Raw genomic sequence first — 18,159 nt, 5'->3', positions numbered from 1 at the left:
CACGGTCCGGACCGGCCCCTGGACCGGTCCGCCGGCGTCACCGCGTCAGCGGTGCGACGGGAACTCCACCACCTGCTGGTAGGTCGGCCTGTTCTGCCAGTTGACCGTCGGGTGGGTGATACCGCCGAGCGCCCGGTGGATGATCGCGTCCGTGCACCACTGATCCCCGGCCGAGCAGCTCTCGTCCCCCGGGTAGACCGTGGCCGCGGGCGCCTGCACGGCCGCCTTCAGGGTGGTGAGCAGGGTGTCCCGGCAGGCGCTCAGCCCACCGCCGCCGCAGTAGGTGGTCGCCGTCGGGGCCTGCACCGGATCGCCGAGCACCTGCCTGAGGTCCTTGTCGGCGTAGCCCCACCAGCCGTACTGGAACGCCGAGCCGCTGTGCGCGCCCGTCGGGCCGTGGCTCGACGCCGGTGACTCGTCGATCGAGAGCGACGCGGTGAGCGCCTGGTAGAGCTCGTCCCCGAGTGCGGGCCTGAACTGTGCCTCGACCAGCCGGGGCCACCAGGCGTCCATGATCCGCACGGCGGCGGAGTGACCGTAGGTGTGCGAGCCGGGCGAGGTCTCCTTGCGCTGCGCCCCGGCCGTGCGCCAGGCCTCCAGCTGCTGTACGGCGGTGCTCAGCGCCGGATCGGTGACGGGCGCCGAACGCACCACCCGCAGCAGTTCGGGCAGTACCTGCTCACCGCGCAGATCGGTCACGGCGGCCTCGGCCATCGCCCGGGTGAGGGAGGCACGGGTGACACCGCCGTCCGCGACCAGCCTCCTGACGCGGTCGTCGAGCAGATCGCCCCGGTGCACCGCCCCGAAGCCGAACCCGGCCGCGTCGTACTCCTTCGCCTGCCGGTTGTTCCAGGAGATGTAGTAGTCCTGGCCGACCGACTGGGGATGCTCGGCGAAGGGGGTGTAGGCGGCGGTGTTGTACCGCGGGTCGTAATCCCGCCATTCGTACGCCTGCTCGGCCAGGACGGGCAGCGCGGGATCGACACCGGCCGCCCGCACCGGGTTCATCCCGCTGTTGAAGTAGGCGGCGGTGCGGGAGTCCGCGTAGAACCAGTTGAAGGCGTAGTCGATGTTCGAGGCCGCCCGCTGGAAGGACGCGGCGTCCTTGGTGTACGAGGGGTCGTTGAGCATCTGGAAGCCGATGATCGAGTCCGCCTCGTGCCGGTAGGTGGTGCGCAGCGAGGTGTACGCGAAGGGCTTGCCGCCGATGGTCGCGCGATGGGTGACCATGCCGTACTCGGTGCGCCAGACCTGGAGCCGGTACGAGCCCTCGGCGGTGGAGTCCGCGACGCTCGGCTTCCAGGAGTTGACGCGCTCCATCCTCTCCATCGGGGTGCAGACCGAGCGGTGGAGATAGTGGCTGGACGCCTTGGTGGGCGCCGATCCGTCGGGCTCGCACAGCTCGACGGCATAGGTGTCGGTGATGTCCTGGCCCGAGGAGGTGGCGCTCCAGGCGTAGTCCTGGCCACGGCCCATCTGCACATACATGCCGACTCCGGCGAAGGAGACACCGCGGGCGCTGATCCCGGGACCCTGGAGTTCCTGGAGCATCATGAGCTGTGGCGCGAAATAGCCGGTCTGCGGGCCGAAGACGGCCACGGGGTTGCCGCTCGCGGTGTGCTCGCCGGAGACCAGCAGGGCGTTGGACATCCCCCGCTTGGCGGAGAGCGAGCCCTGCGGGATCACACCGTCGTCGAAGATCCCCTGGGCGGGCCTGAGTTTCGCGGGGGCGCGGACCGGCGCCCTGGTGCCGGTGCCCGCCGATCCCGTCCTGTCGTGCACGAGCTGCTCGGCCTGGACGGAGCCCGCGTCGGGCAGGGCCGTACCACGCGGCTGGGCGGGCTTGCGCGCGTACGGGAAGGCGGTGCCGTCATGGATGGTGAGCACGGCCTCGGGGTCGTCTCGCTGGCGGAAGGACTCCCAGACCCTGGTGCCCTCGACGACGCCGTACTTCTGCTGCGCGGCCAGCAGCGAGAGTGCGGCCTGCACCTCGCCGCCGCCTCCGCCGCCGAACTGGCCGCCGACGACGGACGCGATGGAGATCAGATCGGTGACCTCGAAGGGCTGGATCTCGCCCACGTTGGTGATCGAGTCGATCTTGCCGGTGAGGACGTACTCACCGGGGAAGTACCGCCCGTCCTTGGCCTGTTGGCGGTAGGCGTTGATGCCGTCGACATACGCCTGCGCGTCGGCCATGGCCAGCTCGCCGCGCTCGCCCTCGGTGGTCCTGATCCGCTCGATCTGGGCCTCGTAATCGGCCTCCGTGTACGGGGCCGAGGGCCAGAACTGCTGTTCAAGTCCCTGGTTGGCGAGCGCGCCGCCGGCGAAGGAGGTCAGCTCACCGCGGCCGATGTGCCGGAAGAGATCCATCATCCAGAGCCGGTCCTGGCCCGCGGCGTAACCGGCGCCGAACTCGGTGCCGTAGCGGGTGGTGCCCTTGATGTGCGGAACGCCGGTGCTTCTGTCGCGGGTGATCGTGACGTCCGGGCGCGGGGTGGTGACGGATTCGGCCTGGCCGGCGGGGACACCGAAGGAGGCGTCGTTGAAGAAGTCGGTGAGCTTCTCGTCGGTGAGCCCGCTCTGGCCCGCCACCAGCGCGTCGTACCGCCCGAGTTGGTCGGAGCTGTGCGCGGGGCGGGTGCCGAACACCTGGTGGAGGAGGATGCCGGCGAGCGTGGCGTTGCCGTTCTGTCCTGGCGGCAGGATGTCGTCGCACTGGCTCTGGCAGTGGTCGGTGACGGGGTCCGCGGCGGCCGCGGGCGCGCGGGCGGGTTCGGCGGACGCCCGCGTCTGCGGGATCAGCAGAGCCGCGCCCAGCGCGAACACCGCGGCGGTGGCGGGCAAGAGTCTTCCGGTGCGTCGTCGCATGGATGCTCCTCGGGAGGCCGGTGCGCCGGAGGCTAGCGACGGTCCGACCGCTCAGTAAGATGAACATCAGTCACCTTTTCCGGATCCTCACATCGGCCTTCCTCTGGATCGCCTCTGAAATCGGTTCCGAATGAGAGATGAGAGCTCGAAATCGGCCGGGATGTCCCGGGTATTGAGGCGATCCGGAATTGGATGGAGCCAAACGGGGCAGGCGTACGTCCATTCCTCAACGCCGAACAGCGACGGAGGTGGCATGCGATGGCCGGATTCCGGAGTCTCGCGAGACAGGTGCGCGATCCGCGGTGCGATCTGGCCTTGCGACGGTATTCACTGCGCAAGTGCCTGGAACGGTTTGCCCCTTATGGGCACCGGGCGACCTGGGATCATCTGTGCGCACGGCACAGCATCGAGCCCGAGGACAGGTCACCCGATCCGGTACGGCTGATGGCCGCGCTGGACGAACTGGAGGAGGCGCGGGCCGTCTGGCTCGCGTACGAGGGAGAGTTCGCGGAACGGCGCAAGCGCGAGAAGCACGACGGGCTGAGGCGGCCCGGGAGCTTCGACGACTGGCACCGGCGGACCTGGGGCGGTAACGGTGTGGCCCGCTGCGACGATCCGGCGGTCCATCCGTCCGAGTCGCTGGCCGAGGTGCTGCGCCGGCTGATCTCGGGACTGGAGTCGGAACCCGGCGCGACCTGTCCGGTCTGCGCGGAGAACGGCATCGTCTGGCGACCCGATCTGTCCAACGAGCCCTGGTCGGGACCGGTCTGCCGGGACTGCGGCATCGTCGTGCCGCAGCCGGTCCTGACGGCCGAGGCGCTGGACCGGGCGAAGCGGATACGGCTCAAGGAACTCGCCTCGGTGGCATGAGAACCGCGGGGGCGGGCTCCGAGACGGTGCGCCCCCGCTCCGTCTCCGCCCGCGTTCCCGGCCCGCGCTCTCGTCGTGCGGCCCGCGTTCTCGTCGTGCGGCCCGTGTCAGCGGCAGGCCGCGGCATCGGCGGCGCCCGCGGCATCCGCGCCGGCGTCGGCGGCCGGAGCGGCGTCCGGGGCAGCCGGGGCGGCGTCCGGGGCGGCGGCTTTCCGCGTCTTGGGGGCCCTGCGCTCCGGCAGCAGACGGGAGCCCGTCATCCGCTCGCCGATGACATCGTCCGGGTTGGACAGGACGCAGGTCTCCAGCGAGAGACAGCCGCAGCCGATGCAGTCCGCGAGGTGGTCACGGAGCCTGCCGAGCTGTCTGATGCGCTCGTCCAGCTCCGAACGCCAGGCCGCCGAGAGGCGGGCCCAGTCGTCGCGGTTCGGCGTGCGCTCCTCGGGGAGTTCGGCGAGCGCGTCCCTGATCGTGGCGAGGGGGATGCCCACCCGCTGGGCCGCCCGTACGAAAGCGACCCGGCGCAGCGCGTCACGGCTGTAGCGGCGTTGGTTGCCGCTCGTCCTGCGGCTGCTGATCAGCCCTTTGGACTCGTAGAAGTGGAGCGCGGACACCGCGGCGCCACTGCGCGCGGAGAGTTGTCCGACCGTCAGCTCATGGATCTTCTCGGGAATCTGTGGCACCCCTCGAAGCCTACTGTCCGTCCACGGTGTCCGCGTTGACAGGAGATCCCCGGCCCAGCAAGCTGAGCAAGCGCTTGGACAGAACGAGCCGAGAGGCAGGGAACAGGACATGGCTGAGCCGAGGATCTTCACCTCCGCCGAGGAGCTGCGCGCCGGGGTCGGCGAGCCGCTCGGTCACAGCGACTGGCTGGAGATCGACCAGAAGCGGATCGATCTCTTCGCCGAGGCCACCGGCGACCATCAGTGGATCCATGTGGATCCGGTACGGGCGGCGGCCGGTCCGTTCGGCACGACGATCGCGCACGGCTATCTGACGCTGTCGCTGCTGCCCCTGTTCGTACCGCAGCTCGTCCAGGTGGAGAACGTCACGATGGGCGTCAACTACGGGACCAACAAGGTCCGTTTCCCCTCCCCGGTGCCCGTCGGCTCACGGCTGCGCGCGTCGGCGGTGCTCACGGAGGCCGTGGAGGCGGGCGGCGGTGTGCAGATCACCACCCTGGTGACGGTCGAGCGCGAGGGCGGCGAGAAGCCGGCCTGTGTGGCGGAGTCCGTCTCCCGTTACTACTTCTGACCGCCCCCGGCCGGCTACGCCTTCTGGGCGGAGACCATACGCAGCACGAGGTCGGCGTAGAGCGCGCCGACCTCGTCGGGGGTACGCCGGCCGGCCGCGTTGAACCAGCGCGCGACATCGATACAGAGCGACAGCACCGCGAGCGTGGTGCCCGGCACATCGGGGACGTCGAACTCCCCGTCCCGTACCCCGTCGCCCAGGATGCGCCGTACGGCCGCGTCGCTGCGCCGCCGCAGCCCGACGATCTCCGTACGGTGCTCGGGGGCCAGCGCGTCCAGTTCGTACTGCACGACCCGCGCCGTGGTGTGCCGCTCCGCGTGCCAGCGGACGAAGGACCGTACGGCCTCGGCGAGCCGCTCCGCAGCCGTGCCCCCGCCGTCGGCCGCGGCCGTCAGGATCTCCAGCGCCTTGTCGTGCCCGATCCTGCTGATCCGGTGGAGCAGCTCTTCCTTGGTCTTGTAGTGGATGTAGAGCGCCGCCGGGCTCATCCCCGCGCGGCTCGCGATATCGCGGGTGGTGGTGGCGTGGTATCCGCGCTCGGCGAATGCCTCGACGGCGGCGACCAGCAGCCTTCTGGCCGCCTCCGGCTCGACCTCACCCCACGGAGCGCTCTCGCCGTCCGCCGTCTGTTCCGCCGTACGCATCGCTCACACCTTCCACTCGGCCTCGGCCTGCCGTTCGGCCTGCCACTCGGCAGGACGAACACCATACCCCGAGCTGAGCAAGCGCTTAGAGCCTTCGGCGGGCCTTCGCCGGGCCCGGTACGAGGGGCCGGGCGCCGGGCCGCGCATATCGTATGAGGACCGGGGCGCCGTCCGCGTACCTTCCCCGTATGACGCACTCGCACGCACCCCGTCCGACGCACCCGTCGGACTCCGCACGCCCCTCCCCCGCGACCTGGCTGCCCCTGGCCGCGGCGGGTGTCACCGTCGTGCTCTGGGCCTCGGCCTTCGTCTCGATCCGCAGCGCGGGCGCCGCCTACTCGCCGGGGGCGCTGGCCCTCGGCCGGCTGCTCTCCGGCGGCCTGGTCCTCGGCGCGGTCTGTCTCGTACGGCGCGAGGGGCTGCCGCCGCGGGCGGCCTGGCCCGGTATCGCCGTCTCCGGTGTGCTCTGGTTCGGGCTCTACATGGTGGCGCTCAACTGGGGTGAGCAGGAGGTCGACGCGGGCACCGCCGCGATGATCGTGAACATAGGCCCGGTCCTGATGGCCCTGCTGGGTGTCCGGCTGCTGGGCGAGACACTGCCGCCCCGGCTGGCGGCGGGCATGGGGGTGTCGCTCGCGGGCGCGGTGGGCGTGGGGCTCTCGATGTCGGGCGAGGGCCGTGCCTCGGTGCTCGGTGTGCTGCTGTGCCTGCTGGCGGCGGTGGCGTACGCCGCGGGAGTGGTGGCGCAGAAGCCCTCGCTGGCGCGGGCGAGCGCGCTCCAGGCGACGACCTTCGGCTGTCTGGTCGGCGCGGTGGCTTGTCTGCCGTTCGCGGGACAGCTTGTCGGCGAGGCCGGGAGGGCCCCGCTGCCGGCCACGCTCAACATGGTCTATCTGGGCGTGTTCCCGACCGCGCTGGCCTTCACGACCTGGGCGTACGCGCTGGCCCGTACGACGGCGGGGCGGATGGGCGCGACGACCTACGCGGTTCCGGCGCTGGTCGTGCTGCTGTCGTGGCTGTTCCTGGACGAGGTCCCGGGGCTGCTCACGCTCGCGGGCGGCGCGCTGTGTCTCGCCGGGGTGGCGGTCTCGCGCTCCCGCCCACGCCGTCGTCCCGCCGTCGTCGCACCGCTCAAGGAGGAGGGCTGACAGCGGGTCGCGGCGGGCGGGGCGAGCGGGTCGCGGCGGACCGCAGGACGGCCAGTCCGACCCCGCCGACGCCGAAGACCGCGACGGACTCGCCCGCGCGGACCCGCGCGCGGTGCTGGACGGCGCCGTATCCGGTCAGGACCGCGCAGCCGAGCAGCGCGGTGTCGGTGAGCGGGATCCCCGCGGGGAGCGGCAGCACACAGTTCGCGGCGACGACGGTCTCCTCGGCGAACGCCCCGACGTTCAGGCCGGGGTGGAGTTCCGTGCCGTCGGCGGTACGGGCGTGGACACCGGCCGCGCCCGCGAGGGCGCTGTCGCAGAGCCAGACCTCACCGATCGCGCAGGCGGGGCATGTACCGCAGGACGGGGCCCAGTTGAGGACGACCGCGCATGGTCCCGTCGGACAGGGACAGATCGGAGTCACAGACACCGGCGGCGGCGAGCCGGACCCTGACCCGGCCCTGACCCGGCCCGGGAAGCTCGATCTCCGTGAGCGTGATAGTTCTACGGCGCCAGAGGCCGACGGCGCGTCCACGCGGACGGCACGTTCCATACGGACGGCACGTTCCGCGCGCGCCATAAGTTCTTCGCCTGTGCCGTCAGTTCCCGCAGGCGTTCCATCGCGACGAGCGCCACATCGTCCTGCAACTGCCCGTCCACATGTTTCAGCAGGTCCTTCATCAGGAGTTCCAGAAGCTGGTCGGGGTCGCACCAGCGCAGGCCCGCCAGACGGTCGGACGCCGGATAGAACGTGCCGGTGGAGTCACGGGCCTCCAGCAGGCCGTCGGTGTGGAGGAGCATGACGTCCCCCGGCGCGAGCCGGAAGATGTCGAGGTGATATTCCTCCGCGGAGCCCGCCAGGCCCAGCGGTGGCGCGGGCCGCGTCGAGCGCAGTACCTCCGCGGTCCCGCCCTGGGACCTCAGGGGCGGCGGATGGCCGCAGCTGATCATCCGGACCACATGCGCGTCGTCGGGCACCTCCACCACCAGAACGGTGATGAACCGTTCCCCGCTGTCGCGGTCGGCCACGCCGGCCTCGGTGATATGCCTGCGGACGCTGCCTTCGAGGGAAGCGACCAGTTCCGGCAGGGTGGCGGTCTGGTGCGCGGCCTCCCGGAAGGCGCCCAGCACCGCGGTGGCGTCGTCGACCGCGGGAAGCCCGTGGCCCCTCACATCACCGATGATGAGCCGGACCGCGCCCGGGATCTGCGCCACCGCGTACAGATCGCCGCCGATCTGCGCCTGGGCCGCCGCGGAGCGGTACACGGACGCGATCCGCAGCCGTCCGATCCGGCGGGGCAGGGGACGCAGTACGGCGCGCTGCACGGTGTCGGAGACGGATCTGACCTGGTCGAAGGCCTTGGTGTCCAGCCCCCGCAGAAACCAGAAGAGCAGGACGAGACCGCACACCACGAGCAGATCGATCACATGGATGGGCAGAATCGCCGAGTTCAGCAGACCGTCCCGGATGTCCAGGCCGACCGCGGCCACACACGCGAACGCGGTGATGACACCGGTGACGCCGGGGCCCACGAGTCCGGCGGTCATCGCGGGAACGGCCACCAGGAGCGAGGCCAGATGAATCTCGGGAGAGACGAGAAACCCGGTCACCGTCACCACGCACAGCACCGTCACCGGAAGCACCTTGGGCGCCTGCCACAGCAGTCTCAGGACGAACGGCTGCTCGGCCACCGCGCTGCTCGGCACACGTGAGCGGGTGGCGGCAGCGGCCGCTACGATCCGCGCCCGATTGGCGAGAACGTATTTCGATGTGATCCGGCGGAGTCGTTCCATGGTCTGCGCCTCAAGGCCTGCGTCAGTTCTTGCTGAAACGGACTGCAAGAATTCTCGGTCCTGGGAGAAGCGGTATGGGCCGGCCGTGCCGATGTCCGATCGGGGTGTCCGACGAGTGACAGACGCTCAAAGGCGCTGCCGGTTTCCGGTATTTTCCTGCGTCGCATGTCCGCCCCTGATTCCTGAAGGGTAGTACACAGCCCAGAACAGGGCCTGGGCACCGCCGAGGCCCTGCCGTGGGACGCGTTCCGGAAGCAGCACGTTCCGGAAGAGGAGCCCTAGGCGTCCAGGCCCGGCAGGTTTCTGGGCGCGGGGCAGATACGGCGGCCGAAGTCGTCGAAGACGTAGAGATGGGCGAGATCGACCAGGAGCGGCACCTGGGCGCCCGTACGCAGCCGCATGTCGGGGCCGGTGCGGACGACGAGATCGCTCGCCGTGATGGCCGGACGGTCCGGGCTGTACGCGGGCCCGGCCGCCTCCTCCGGCTCGTCGAGGACCACGACGGGACCCCCGGCACGCCCGGCCGCGCGCTCCCTGAGCCGGGCCAGCACGCCCGTCTTCCGGCCGCCCTTCCCGCGCCGCCGCGATACGGCCCCGGTCCGGGGACTGGCTGATTCGAGGTCGGTCACCACGGCCGGTCTGGAGCCGGTGTTGAGATGCACCAGCGCCTCGTGCCCCTGGTACTCCATGTGCTCGACGATGCCGCTCAGCGCCACCTCACCGGGGCGGGCCTGGCTCGGCGCGGCGATACGGGCCGCCTCGGACCGCAGCCCCACGATGATCCGCCGGCCCTGCTGGACACGGAGCAACTGGTGGTCGGGCCTGAGGGGTTCGGGCAGCGGCAGCCGCTGCCGGCCGAGGTCGATGGACATCCGCCCGTCCAGCGGCGCGTACACCACGGCCTGGAGCAGATTGATCCGCGGGGTGCCGATGAACGCGGCGACGAAGACGTTCTCCGGCAGGGCGTACACCTCGCGTGGCGCGCTGACCTGCTGGAGCACTCCGCCGCGCATCACCGCCACCCGGTCTCCGAGCGACATCGCCTCGGCCTGATCATGTGTCACATAGACGGTGGTGACGCCCAGTTCGGCGGTGAGCTGGGCTATCTCGGCGCGCAGATGGCTGCGCAGCTTGGCGTCCAGATTGGAGAGCGGCTCGTCCATCAGAAAGGCGGAGGGCCGCCGGGAGATGGCGCGTCCCATCGCGACGCGCTGGCGTTCACCGCCGGAGAGCTGGCTCGGGTAGCGGTCGAGCACACTCTCGATACCGAGCATCCTCGCGGTGGCCTGGACCCGCTCGGCGGTGTCCGCGCGGGGGTTCTCCAGCCGGAGCGGAAAGCCGATGTTGTCGCGGTTGGTCATATTCGGGTAGAGAGCGAAGTTCTGGAAAACCATCGCCATGCCCCGCTCCCGGGTCGGCATCAGATTGGAGTACTCGCCGTCGAGCAGCAGATCGCCCTCGGTGATGTCCTCCAGTCCCGCGATCATGCGGAGCACGGTCGACTTGCCGCAGCCCGAGGGGCCGAGAAGCACCACGAACTCGCCGGGCGAGATATCGAGGGAGAAGCGGTCGACGGCGCGCGTGGACCGGCCGTACACCTTGCTGACGCTGTTCAGGGAGATGGCGCGACTCATGGGGTTCCGCCCGGGAGGGAGAGAGGGAGCGGCTGCGACGCCTGAAGTTAGCCGACTACGCGCGGTCAGGGAACGATTCTGGCGAAGTCCCGGAGCGTAGGTACGGAACGGGCATCAGGTACGACGCGCGAAGAACCGGTTCGGCAACCGGTTTCCGTCAAGGGGGGACCGGCGGCGCCCCCGCGGCCCGCCGCCCGGACTCCGCGCACCGAGTCCGGCCGCCGCCAGCAGCAGCGCGCCGAGCATCACGAACGGCGCGGCCGTTCCGGCGACCCCCGCCACCAGACCGGCGGAGGCTGGCGCGGCGACCTGCCCGAGGCGGTTGCCGGTGAGCCGCAGCGCCAGGGCGGTGGAGCGGGCCTCGTCGGGGGCGGCCCGTACGACGGTCGTCATCGACAGCGGCTGGCCCACCCCCAGACAGAACCCGAGCGCGCCGAGCACCAGGGCGAGGCCCCACACCGGTAGGGGCAGGGCGATGCCCGCGCACAGCGTTCCGCCGAGCGCGCAGGTGACGGTGAGCAGGACCGTACGGCCCAGCAGCCGCAGCATCGGCGGCATCACCAGCCGGCAGGCGATGGTGGCGGCGGCGCGCAGGCTGAGCAGCAGACCGATCGTGGCGGGCGCGATCCCGCGCTGCTCACCGATCACCGGCAGATAGGCGGTGAGGACATCGGTCGTGGAGAGCACGGCCAGACTGATGAACATGCCCGCGGGCACGCCCCTGGTCCGCAGTATGCGGCGGACGGACACCTTGGCGGAACGCCCGGAAGCCGTGGACCGCGCTCCCGCCGGACGGGAGGAGCCACCGGGCTCGATCCGCCAGAGCGAGGTGAGGGCGACGGCGGCGGCCACCGCGGAGGCGAGCAGGGCGAGGGCGCTCGTACGGGCCATGCCGACGCCCTGTCCGGAGACCAGCAGCCCGGCGGCGACCGGTCCCGCGAGCTGGCCGAGGGAGGCGCCTATGGTGAAGTGGCCGAAGTTGCGGTCCTGTTCGGCCGGGGCGCTGCGGCGGGCGACGATCGACTGGGCGCCGATGACGAAGCAGAGATGGCCGATGCCCATCAGCGCGCTCCAGACGCCCAGGGCGGTGAGTGAACCCGCCGTACCGCTGAGGGCGCAGCCGGCCGAGATGAGGACCACCCCGGCCACCAGCAGCGGGACACACCGCCCCTGGTCGGTCCTGCGGCCCAGCGGTACGGCGGCGAAGAGCGGAAGCAGCGCGTAGACCGCGGTGATCACACCGATCGCCCGCTCGTCCGCGCCCATGGAGAGCGCCCGGTAGGAGACGGCCGGACGTGCCATCGACACCGCGCCCTGCGCGAAGGCGAACGCGATGACGAGACGGAGGAGCCAGCCCCGCCCGTCGGACACCGGGGCCGCGCGCGGAGCGGGCGCTCCCGGGGCGGGCGCCCCTGGGACCGGCGTCCGTGGCGCGGGTACGTCGGGTACGTCGGGTACGTCGGATTCGGGCACGTCGGAGGCGGGCACGTCGGAGGCGGGCACGTCGGAGGCGGGCACGTCGGAGGCGGGCACGTCGGAGGCGGGCACGTCGGAGGCGGGCACGTCGGAGGCGGGCACGTCGGAGGCGGGCACGTCGGAGGCGGGCACGTCGGAGGCGGGCACCATCAGATGATGCCGGAGAGGATTCCGGCGCCGGGCACCGCCCGCGATGACGGCCGAGCACCGCCCGCGGTGACGTCAGGGCACCGCCGGCGATCACGCCAGGGCCCGTTTCCGGGCGGGGGCGCGGCCACCGGTCTCAGTCGAGTGTCCTGGCCAGATACGCGCGGAGCAGTTCCCGGGTCTCGGCCACGATGGCGGGGTCGCCGGCCGGGTCCGTACGGAAGGCGAGCTGGAGCAGCGCGTCGGCGGCCTCGACGGCGACCAGGACCGTACGCCGCAGCGCCTCGGTGGGCGTCCGGCCGAGATGGGCGGCGAGCAGTCCGGTGAGACGGCCCACGACCCGGAGCCCGGGATCGGACTCCGGATCGGCCGGACCGGTGTCCGGGCCACGGGCCGCCACCCGTGTCCCCAGGGGGAGTTGGGCGCCGAAGTCGACGAGCGCGAAGCCGGGCACGGTGCGCCTCATGGCGAGATATTCGTCCAGTACGGCGTCGATGGCGCCCCGCCAGTCGCGCGCGTCCAGCGATGCCAGCCGCTCGGTGATACGCGCGGCGTAGCTGTCGAGATTGCGCCGGGCGAGGGCGTCGGCCATCGCCCGCTTGTTGCCGAAGAAGCGGTAGACGGAGCCGATGGGGACGCCCGCGCGGGCGGCGACGGCCCGGGTGGAGAGCTGCTCGTATCCCGTCTCGTCGAGGAGTTCGGCGCAGGCGTCGAGGATCCGGGCGAGCCGCTCCGTACTGCGCTGCTGGACGGGGGCCCTGCGCAGTCCGCCGGCCGGCTCCGTGTGCGGGTTCGCTCGCGCTGTCGCGTCCGTGCGGTCGTGTGACACGGACTCCATGATGCCGCGTGGCCCCGTTGACGTGCCGCTGTGACAATCCTACGGTTGTCCATAGGATTACCGGGATCGCCTGAGCAGGGAGCGGACGCGGACGATGAACGGCATCGAGCGGGCACGGAAGACGGCCGAGGACCTGGAGCACTCCCCCGGTTTCGGCAATGAACACACCTCGGAGGCCGTGCCCGGCGCGCTGCCGCTCGGCCGCAACGCCCCCCAGCGGGCGCCCCTCGGCCTCTACGCCGAGCAGCTCAGCGGCAGCGCCTTCACCGAGCCTCGCGCGCACAACCGGCGGTCCTGGCTGTACCGCATCCGTCCGTCGGCCGCGCATCCGCCGTTCGTCCGTATCGCCAACGGCTCGGTCAGAGGCGGCCTGTTCACCGAGACCGTCCCCGATCCCAACCGGCTGCGCTGGAACCCGCTGCCGGACCCGGACCCCGGCACGGACTTCCTGGCCGGGCTCTGGACGCTGGGCGGCAACGGCGACGCGGCCCTGCGTACGGGTATGGCGGTCCACCTCTACCACGCCAACACCGCCATGACCGACCGGGTGTTCAGCGACGCCGACGGCGAGCTGCTGATCGTCCCCGAGCGCGGCGGGCTGCTGATCCGTACGGAACTGGGCCTGCTCGCCGCCCGTCCGGGCGAGGTGGCGCTGATCCCGCGCGGGATCCGCTTCCGGGTCGAGCTGCTGGACGAGACGGCGCGCGGCTATGTCTGCGAGAACTACGGCAGGCCGTTCGTCCTCCCCGACCTCGGTCCGATCGGCGCCAACGGCCTGGCCAACGCCCGTGACTTCCTGGCCCCCGTCGCCGCGTACGAGGACATCGAGCGGCCGGTCCAGGTCGTCAGCAAGTACTGCGGCAACCTCTGGGCCGCCACCTACGACCACTCGCCGCTCGATGTCGTCGCCTGGCACGGCAATCATGTGCCGTACGTCTACGATCTGCGGCGCTTCAATGTGATCGGCTCCATCAGCTACGACCACCCCGATCCGTCGATCTTCACGGTGCTGACCTCGCCCTCGGACACCCCGGGCCTCGCCGGGGTCGACTTCGTGGTCTTCGCACCGCGCTGGCTGGTCGGCGAGAACACGTTCCGGCCGCCGTACTTCCACCGCAACGTGATGAGCGAGTACATGGGCCTGATCGAGGGGGCCTATGACGCGAAGACGGCCGGCGAGGGAGGTTTCGTCCCCGGCGGCGGCTCGCTGCACAACATGATGTCGGCGCACGGACCCGACCGGGAGACCTTCGACCGAGCGAGCGCCGCCGAGCTGCGGCCGCAGAAGATCGAGGACGGTCTCGCCTTCATGTTCGAGACGCGCTGGCCGGTCACGGCGACCGCGCAGGCGGCGGAAGCCACCCATCTCCAGCGGGGTTACGACCGGGTGTGGCAGGGTCTTGAGCGCCACTTCAGGCCCTGACCTCCGGGCCCTGCCCCGAGATTCACAGTTGTGGAGTAGCCGGTGACCGCCTTCGCCCCCGACTCGCTGGTCCTGAATCGCAAGCTGCCGCTCTGGTACCAGGTCTCGCAGTCGCTGCGTGCCTCGATACTGGGCCGGCGCCCGCACGATCCGCTGCGGCTGCCGACCGAGGAGCAGCTCGCCGCGCACTACGGGGTCAGCGTGCTGACGATGCGTCAGGCCCTCAAGGAGCTGGAGGAGGAGGGGCTGATCAGCAGGCACCGCAGACGCGGCACCTTTATCGAGCCGGGCGCGCGGCGCGGTGCCCCGCGCCGGCTGCTCGGCTCGATCGACGCGGTCGTGGCACAGCAGTCGGGCGAGCGGACGACGGTCCTCGGCCATGGGCCGGCGCCCGTGCCCGGTGAACTCGCCGAGTACTTCCCGGGGCTGGACGAGATCGTCACCTATCGGCGGCTGCGCTGCGACGGTGAGAGCGGTGAGCCGGTCAACTGGGCGGAGAACGCGGTCCGCCCGGAGATCGCGGCGGGTCTTGACGTGACCGATCTGGAGCGCTGGCCGATGACCAAGGTGCTGCGCGACGCCCTCGGTGTCCGGATCAGCCGGATCACGGACACCGTGGAGGCCCGGCTCGCGGACCCGGCCACGGCGGAACTGCTCAAGGTGCCGCTGCTCAGCCCGATCCTCCACTACACGGGCGTGACCTACGACGACCGGGGCCGGGTCGTGGACGTGGCCCGTATCCGTTACCGGGGCGACCGCTTCTCGTTCTCGGTGACGGTGGAGACGGACCTCACGGGCGAACCGCAGCCACCCGGGGGCGATTAGGCCCTGTCCGGAAAGCCCTTGGGCCGCCAGGCCTTTCGGGATCATTCGGGGACAGGACAAGCCGGCCCTTTCCGGATCGAACCGGCGCCGGACGGCTTCGCGAGGGCGGCGGATACGATGCCGCCGAGAGCGCACAGACCGACGGGAGGGGCGGTCCGCATGACGGCGACGCGGTCCGGGACGACGGGCGGCAGCCCGCTGCTGGGCGATCTCCTGCCGTGGTCGACGGCCCCGCTGCGGCTCGGCAGAGCCTGGATCCTGGCCCCGGACCAGCCGTCCCTCACCGCCCGCTGGGACCGGCTCATGGCGGCCGAGGGCGCGGAGCGCGAGGAACTGTTCGGGCCGAGCCGGGCCCGTACCCCCTACAGCGCGGTCGCCGCGCTGCCTGGCGGGGCCGGCGGGACGGGCCGGTTCGTACGGGAGTCGGGGCGCTGTCCGGCGCCGCGCCGGGTGCTGCACGGACCGTTCGACGAGCAGTGGCTGATCCCGGACCACCGGCTGATCGACGCGGCACGCCCCGAGCTGTGGCGGGTCGCGGACGCCCATCAGCTCTTCGCCGTCGAGCAGGGGTACGTGCCCCAGGCCGGGGGACCCGCGCTGCTGGTGAGCGCGCTGCTCCCGGACGGGCGTTCACCGGCGGGCCGGCCGGGGCGCGTCCGGCCGCTCTACCGCCGCCCCGGCGGCGCCGAGCCCAATGTCACCCCCGGACTGCTCGCCCTTCTCTCCGCACGTTTCGGCCATGCGGTCACCGCCGGGGAGCTGCTGGCCTGGGCCATGGCCGCGGCCGTTCCCTCCCCCGAGGGCCCCGCGGTCCCGCTGACCGCCGATCCGGGCGTCTGGGCCGCCGGAACCGCGCTCGGGCGGCGGATGACCACGATCCAGCTCCGTGGGGCACACGGCGGCGAGCGGCCCCGGCTGCCCGGCGGCCGGCGGCCCTATGTGCGCGCCGCGGTCCCCGACCGGCCGGAGACGATCGCATACGATCCGGAGGACGAGGCCCTCCTGCTCGGTACGGGCCGGATCTCGCCCGTACCGGCCGGGGCATGGGACTTCACGGTGGGCGGCGTGCGGACGCTGGAGCTGTGGTTCGAGCGCCGTACCGCGCCTGCGGTCCCCGGCACCCTGGAGGCCATCCGCCCGGCCGCGTGGCCCCAGGAGTGGACCTCCGACCTGCTCGAACTGATCACGGTCCTGGCGCTCCTCGCGGAACTGCGCCCGCGCCAGGAGGAGTTGCGCGGAGGCCCGGAGATCGGCAGGGAAGAGCTGCGCGCGGCGGACATCCTCCCGGTCCCGCCGGCGGCGCGGCGCCCCGCCTCGGTGCTCGACCACCACGAGGAGGGCCCGGAAGGCCAGTTCGCCCTGATCTGAGCCGCGCCGATCCGGCTCACCCGCCCTTCACTCCGGGCCGGGGCCGACGCGGCGGGCCGGGGCCGGTGACGGGGAGTGGACACCGGCGGGGCCGCCGCGCGACGAGCGGGAATCGGGGAGGGTTCTCCGTACGGGAAGATCACCGACGCGGTGCCGCGGGCCGTGGAGTGACGGGCGAGCGGAGGCGGCACCGCGACCGGATATCATGATCGTCCAGACGCGTTCCGGACCGTCGGAGCCGGACTGTCCGGGCGCGGGGAGTGTCCGAGCGCCGGACCGTCGGGGCGTGCGACGTCCGGGCACCGACCGGGCCGTATGCCGTATGGCTCAGCCGCGGCTGCCGAACAGCGAGCGGCGCAGACGTCGCAGCGGCGCGAAGAGTGAGACCCGCGCGCTCTTGCTGGTATGCGTCTCGGAGGTGTCCCGCGAGGTCAGCTCGCGCATCAGCAGCGTCGCCTCGGCCGTCTCACCCTGTGGTACGGCGGGGCCGCCGAGCACCGAGAGATGGCGGTCGAGACGCGAACTGGTCGCGCTGCTCCCGCAGGTGATCGCAGGGACTCGTGCCCTGTTGTGTACCGTTATCTGCTTCATTTCACTCCCCACCCGTACGAGGGCACCCGACCCGGGCAGGGTAACCCTATCGCCCCCTCACGACACTCGTGTATCCCGCCTTGGCAATGAACCGCACCCGTACGGGGATTGACGGCCATGGCTCGATCCATCTTATTTCAGGGCGAGTTGGACAGTTCGCCACTCCCGTCGCTCCGGACTCCGGGCTCCGGGCTCCGGGCTCCGGACTCCGGGCTCCGAAGCCCTCCGGCCTCCGAAGTCCTCCGGCCATGGACCGGCACGAGACCGACAGCGGCTCCGGGGCTCTTCGGAAGTGGCCCTGGACCCGGTGCCGGTCTCGTACGCGTCACGCCGCGGAGGTGAAGGCCGGCAGATAGCCCCCCGACTGACCGGCGGCGGTGGGGTGGTACGACTCCCCGATGTTGAGCCAGTTCACGCTGTGCAGCCAGGCCGAACCGGAGCAGATCTCATGCCCCGTGAAGGCTCCGGCGACATCGGCGAAGGCGAAGCCGTGATCGGCGGCCCGCTTGGAGGTCACCAGATTGAGATGGTCGGCGGCGGCGTTGATCGCGGCACGCTCGTTCTCGCTCAGCCCCACCACGCAGTTCCCGTTGAGCTGGTAGAAGCGCGGATATCCGAGGACGACCACCCGGGCCGAGGGCGCCTTCGATCTGATCGCCGTGTACACCGAGTTGAGGTTTCCGGGCAGCGTGCCGTCGACGAAACTACGGGCCTGCGCGACCCGGTTGAGACAGGTGGCCTCCGACTGGAGGACACAGGTCGTCATCACATCGACGAAGCCCGCGTCATTGCCGCCGATGCTGATGCTGACAAGGTCGGTGCCCGAGGTGAGCGGGCCGAGCTGACCGGCGGTCACATCACCCGTACGGGCGCCGGAGCACGCCGTGAACGCGAACGTCGAGGGTGAGTGCGCGGCCGCCCAGAGGGCCGGATAGGCCTTCGGGGTGCGCTTGCAGTTGCCGCTGGAGCTGTCGTAGCTGCCGGCGCCGACGCCTGAGGAGTACGAGTCGCCCAGCGCCACATAGTCGACCGCGGCGACCGGTTCCGCGGCCTGGGCGGAGGCCGCTCCGGTGAGAGCGAGCACCGCGCCCAGAAGGAGCGAGGACGAGAACGCCGTGATTCGGGACAGTTTCATAGGACCTCCCTGAGCAGGATCTCTGCGTCAACTTTGTTACCAGGCAGTTCAGTTGACTGGAAGTGTCCATGCCAAAAAGATTTCGCAGAGGTTTCCGGACACATCGCCGGATCCCCCACAGTTCGTAAGAGATCGAATAGACCT

15 protein-coding genes and 2 pseudogenes are annotated in these 18,159 nt (G+C 71.4%); 6 read left to right on the top strand and 11 right to left on the bottom strand.

Annotated features, from left to right (window positions below; all coding sequences use genetic code 11):
* Positions 1-45: 45 nt before the first annotated feature.
* On the bottom strand, positions 46-2,868 hold the full coding sequence (locus tag OG214_RS30540) for a penicillin acylase family protein (protein ID WP_405986545.1): 2,823 nt from the start codon (positions 2,866-2,868) through the stop codon (positions 46-48).
* Between the two features lie 258 nt (positions 2,869-3,126).
* Here OG214_RS30540 and OG214_RS30535 point away from each other — a divergent pair, with 258 nt between their 5' ends.
* On the top strand, positions 3,127-3,738 hold the full coding sequence (locus OG214_RS30535; protein ID WP_363079296.1) for a hypothetical protein: 612 nt from the start codon (positions 3,127-3,129) through the stop codon (positions 3,736-3,738).
* 107 nt (positions 3,739-3,845) lie between these two features.
* On the opposite strand, the gene soxR is transcribed toward OG214_RS30535, so the two are convergent.
* A complete protein-coding gene (gene soxR / locus OG214_RS30530) occupies positions 3,846-4,421 on the bottom strand; it encodes a redox-sensitive transcriptional activator SoxR (protein WP_405986544.1) in 576 nt (191 codons plus the stop codon).
* A 109-nt stretch (positions 4,422-4,530) separates the two neighbouring features.
* On the opposite strand from soxR, the gene OG214_RS30525 reads away from it, so the two are divergent.
* A complete protein-coding gene (locus OG214_RS30525; RefSeq protein WP_363079298.1) occupies positions 4,531-4,992 on the top strand; it encodes a MaoC family dehydratase in 462 nt (153 codons plus the stop codon).
* Between the two features lie 14 nt (positions 4,993-5,006).
* Here OG214_RS30525 and OG214_RS30520 read toward each other — a convergent pair whose 3' ends face one another.
* Entirely contained in the window at positions 5,007-5,636 is a 630-nt protein-coding gene (locus tag OG214_RS30520) for a TetR/AcrR family transcriptional regulator (protein ID WP_363079300.1), read from the bottom strand.
* A gap of 188 nt (positions 5,637-5,824) precedes the next feature.
* Here OG214_RS30520 and OG214_RS30515 point away from each other — a divergent pair, with 188 nt between their 5' ends.
* Positions 5,825-6,784 (top strand): DMT family transporter, encoded by a 960-nt coding sequence (locus OG214_RS30515; protein WP_405986543.1) that lies wholly within the window; start codon positions 5,825-5,827, stop codon positions 6,782-6,784.
* Positions 6,785-6,818: 34 nt separating this feature from the next.
* Here OG214_RS30515 and OG214_RS30510 read toward each other — a convergent pair.
* From OG214_RS30510 to OG214_RS30485, 6 genes and pseudogenes are all read right to left on the bottom strand, one after another.
* Positions 6,819-7,284 (bottom strand): annotated as a pseudogene (locus OG214_RS30510) (alcohol dehydrogenase); the annotation flags it as partial.
* A gap of 4 nt (positions 7,285-7,288) precedes the next feature.
* On the bottom strand, positions 7,289-8,491 hold the full coding sequence (locus tag OG214_RS30505) for a PP2C family protein-serine/threonine phosphatase (RefSeq protein WP_405986542.1): 1,203 nt from the start codon (positions 8,489-8,491) through the stop codon (positions 7,289-7,291).
* 365 nt (positions 8,492-8,856) lie between these two features.
* Complete coding sequence (locus OG214_RS30500; RefSeq protein ID WP_363079304.1) at positions 8,857-10,212, bottom strand: ABC transporter ATP-binding protein; 1,356 nt, start codon at positions 10,210-10,212, stop codon at positions 8,857-8,859.
* Positions 10,213-10,326: 114 nt separating this feature from the next.
* Positions 10,327-11,583, bottom strand: coding sequence for an MFS transporter (locus OG214_RS30495; protein WP_405987662.1), 1,257 nt, complete (start codon positions 11,581-11,583; stop codon positions 10,327-10,329).
* Between the two features lie 133 nt (positions 11,584-11,716).
* Positions 11,717-11,896: pseudogene (locus tag OG214_RS30490) on the bottom strand (pentapeptide repeat-containing protein); the annotation flags it as partial.
* Between the two features lie 75 nt (positions 11,897-11,971).
* Entirely contained in the window at positions 11,972-12,601 is a 630-nt protein-coding gene (locus OG214_RS30485; RefSeq protein WP_383033974.1) for a TetR family transcriptional regulator, read from the bottom strand.
* 166 nt (positions 12,602-12,767) lie between these two features.
* Between OG214_RS30485 and hmgA the strand changes: the two genes are divergently transcribed.
* From hmgA to OG214_RS30470, 3 genes are all read left to right on the top strand, one after another.
* Positions 12,768-14,096 carry a homogentisate 1,2-dioxygenase gene (hmgA, locus tag OG214_RS30480; protein ID WP_405986541.1) on the top strand — a complete coding sequence of 443 codons (1,329 nt, stop codon included), beginning with the start codon at positions 12,768-12,770 and terminating at the stop codon, positions 14,094-14,096.
* 42 nt (positions 14,097-14,138) lie between these two features.
* Complete coding sequence (locus tag OG214_RS30475; RefSeq protein ID WP_405986540.1) at positions 14,139-14,921, top strand: GntR family transcriptional regulator; 783 nt, start codon at positions 14,139-14,141, stop codon at positions 14,919-14,921.
* A gap of 159 nt (positions 14,922-15,080) precedes the next feature.
* Complete coding sequence (locus OG214_RS30470; RefSeq protein WP_405986539.1) at positions 15,081-16,289, top strand: type ISP restriction/modification enzyme; 1,209 nt, start codon at positions 15,081-15,083, stop codon at positions 16,287-16,289.
* Between the two features lie 327 nt (positions 16,290-16,616).
* On the opposite strand, the gene OG214_RS30465 is transcribed toward OG214_RS30470, so the two are convergent.
* On the bottom strand, positions 16,617-16,880 hold the full coding sequence (locus OG214_RS30465) for a hypothetical protein (protein WP_363079309.1): 264 nt from the start codon (positions 16,878-16,880) through the stop codon (positions 16,617-16,619).
* Between the two features lie 325 nt (positions 16,881-17,205).
* Positions 17,206-18,015, bottom strand: coding sequence for an SGNH/GDSL hydrolase family protein (locus OG214_RS30460; RefSeq protein WP_405986538.1), 810 nt, complete (start codon positions 18,013-18,015; stop codon positions 17,206-17,208).
* Positions 18,016-18,159: the final 144 nt, after the last annotated feature.

It is taken from the genome of Streptomyces sp. NBC_00872, from assembly GCF_045161915.1.
GTDB lineage: Bacteria > Actinomycetota > Actinomycetes > Streptomycetales > Streptomycetaceae > Streptomyces.
Note: the sequence above shows the minus strand (reverse complement) of the source record. Positions and strands in the feature narration are given on the sequence as shown.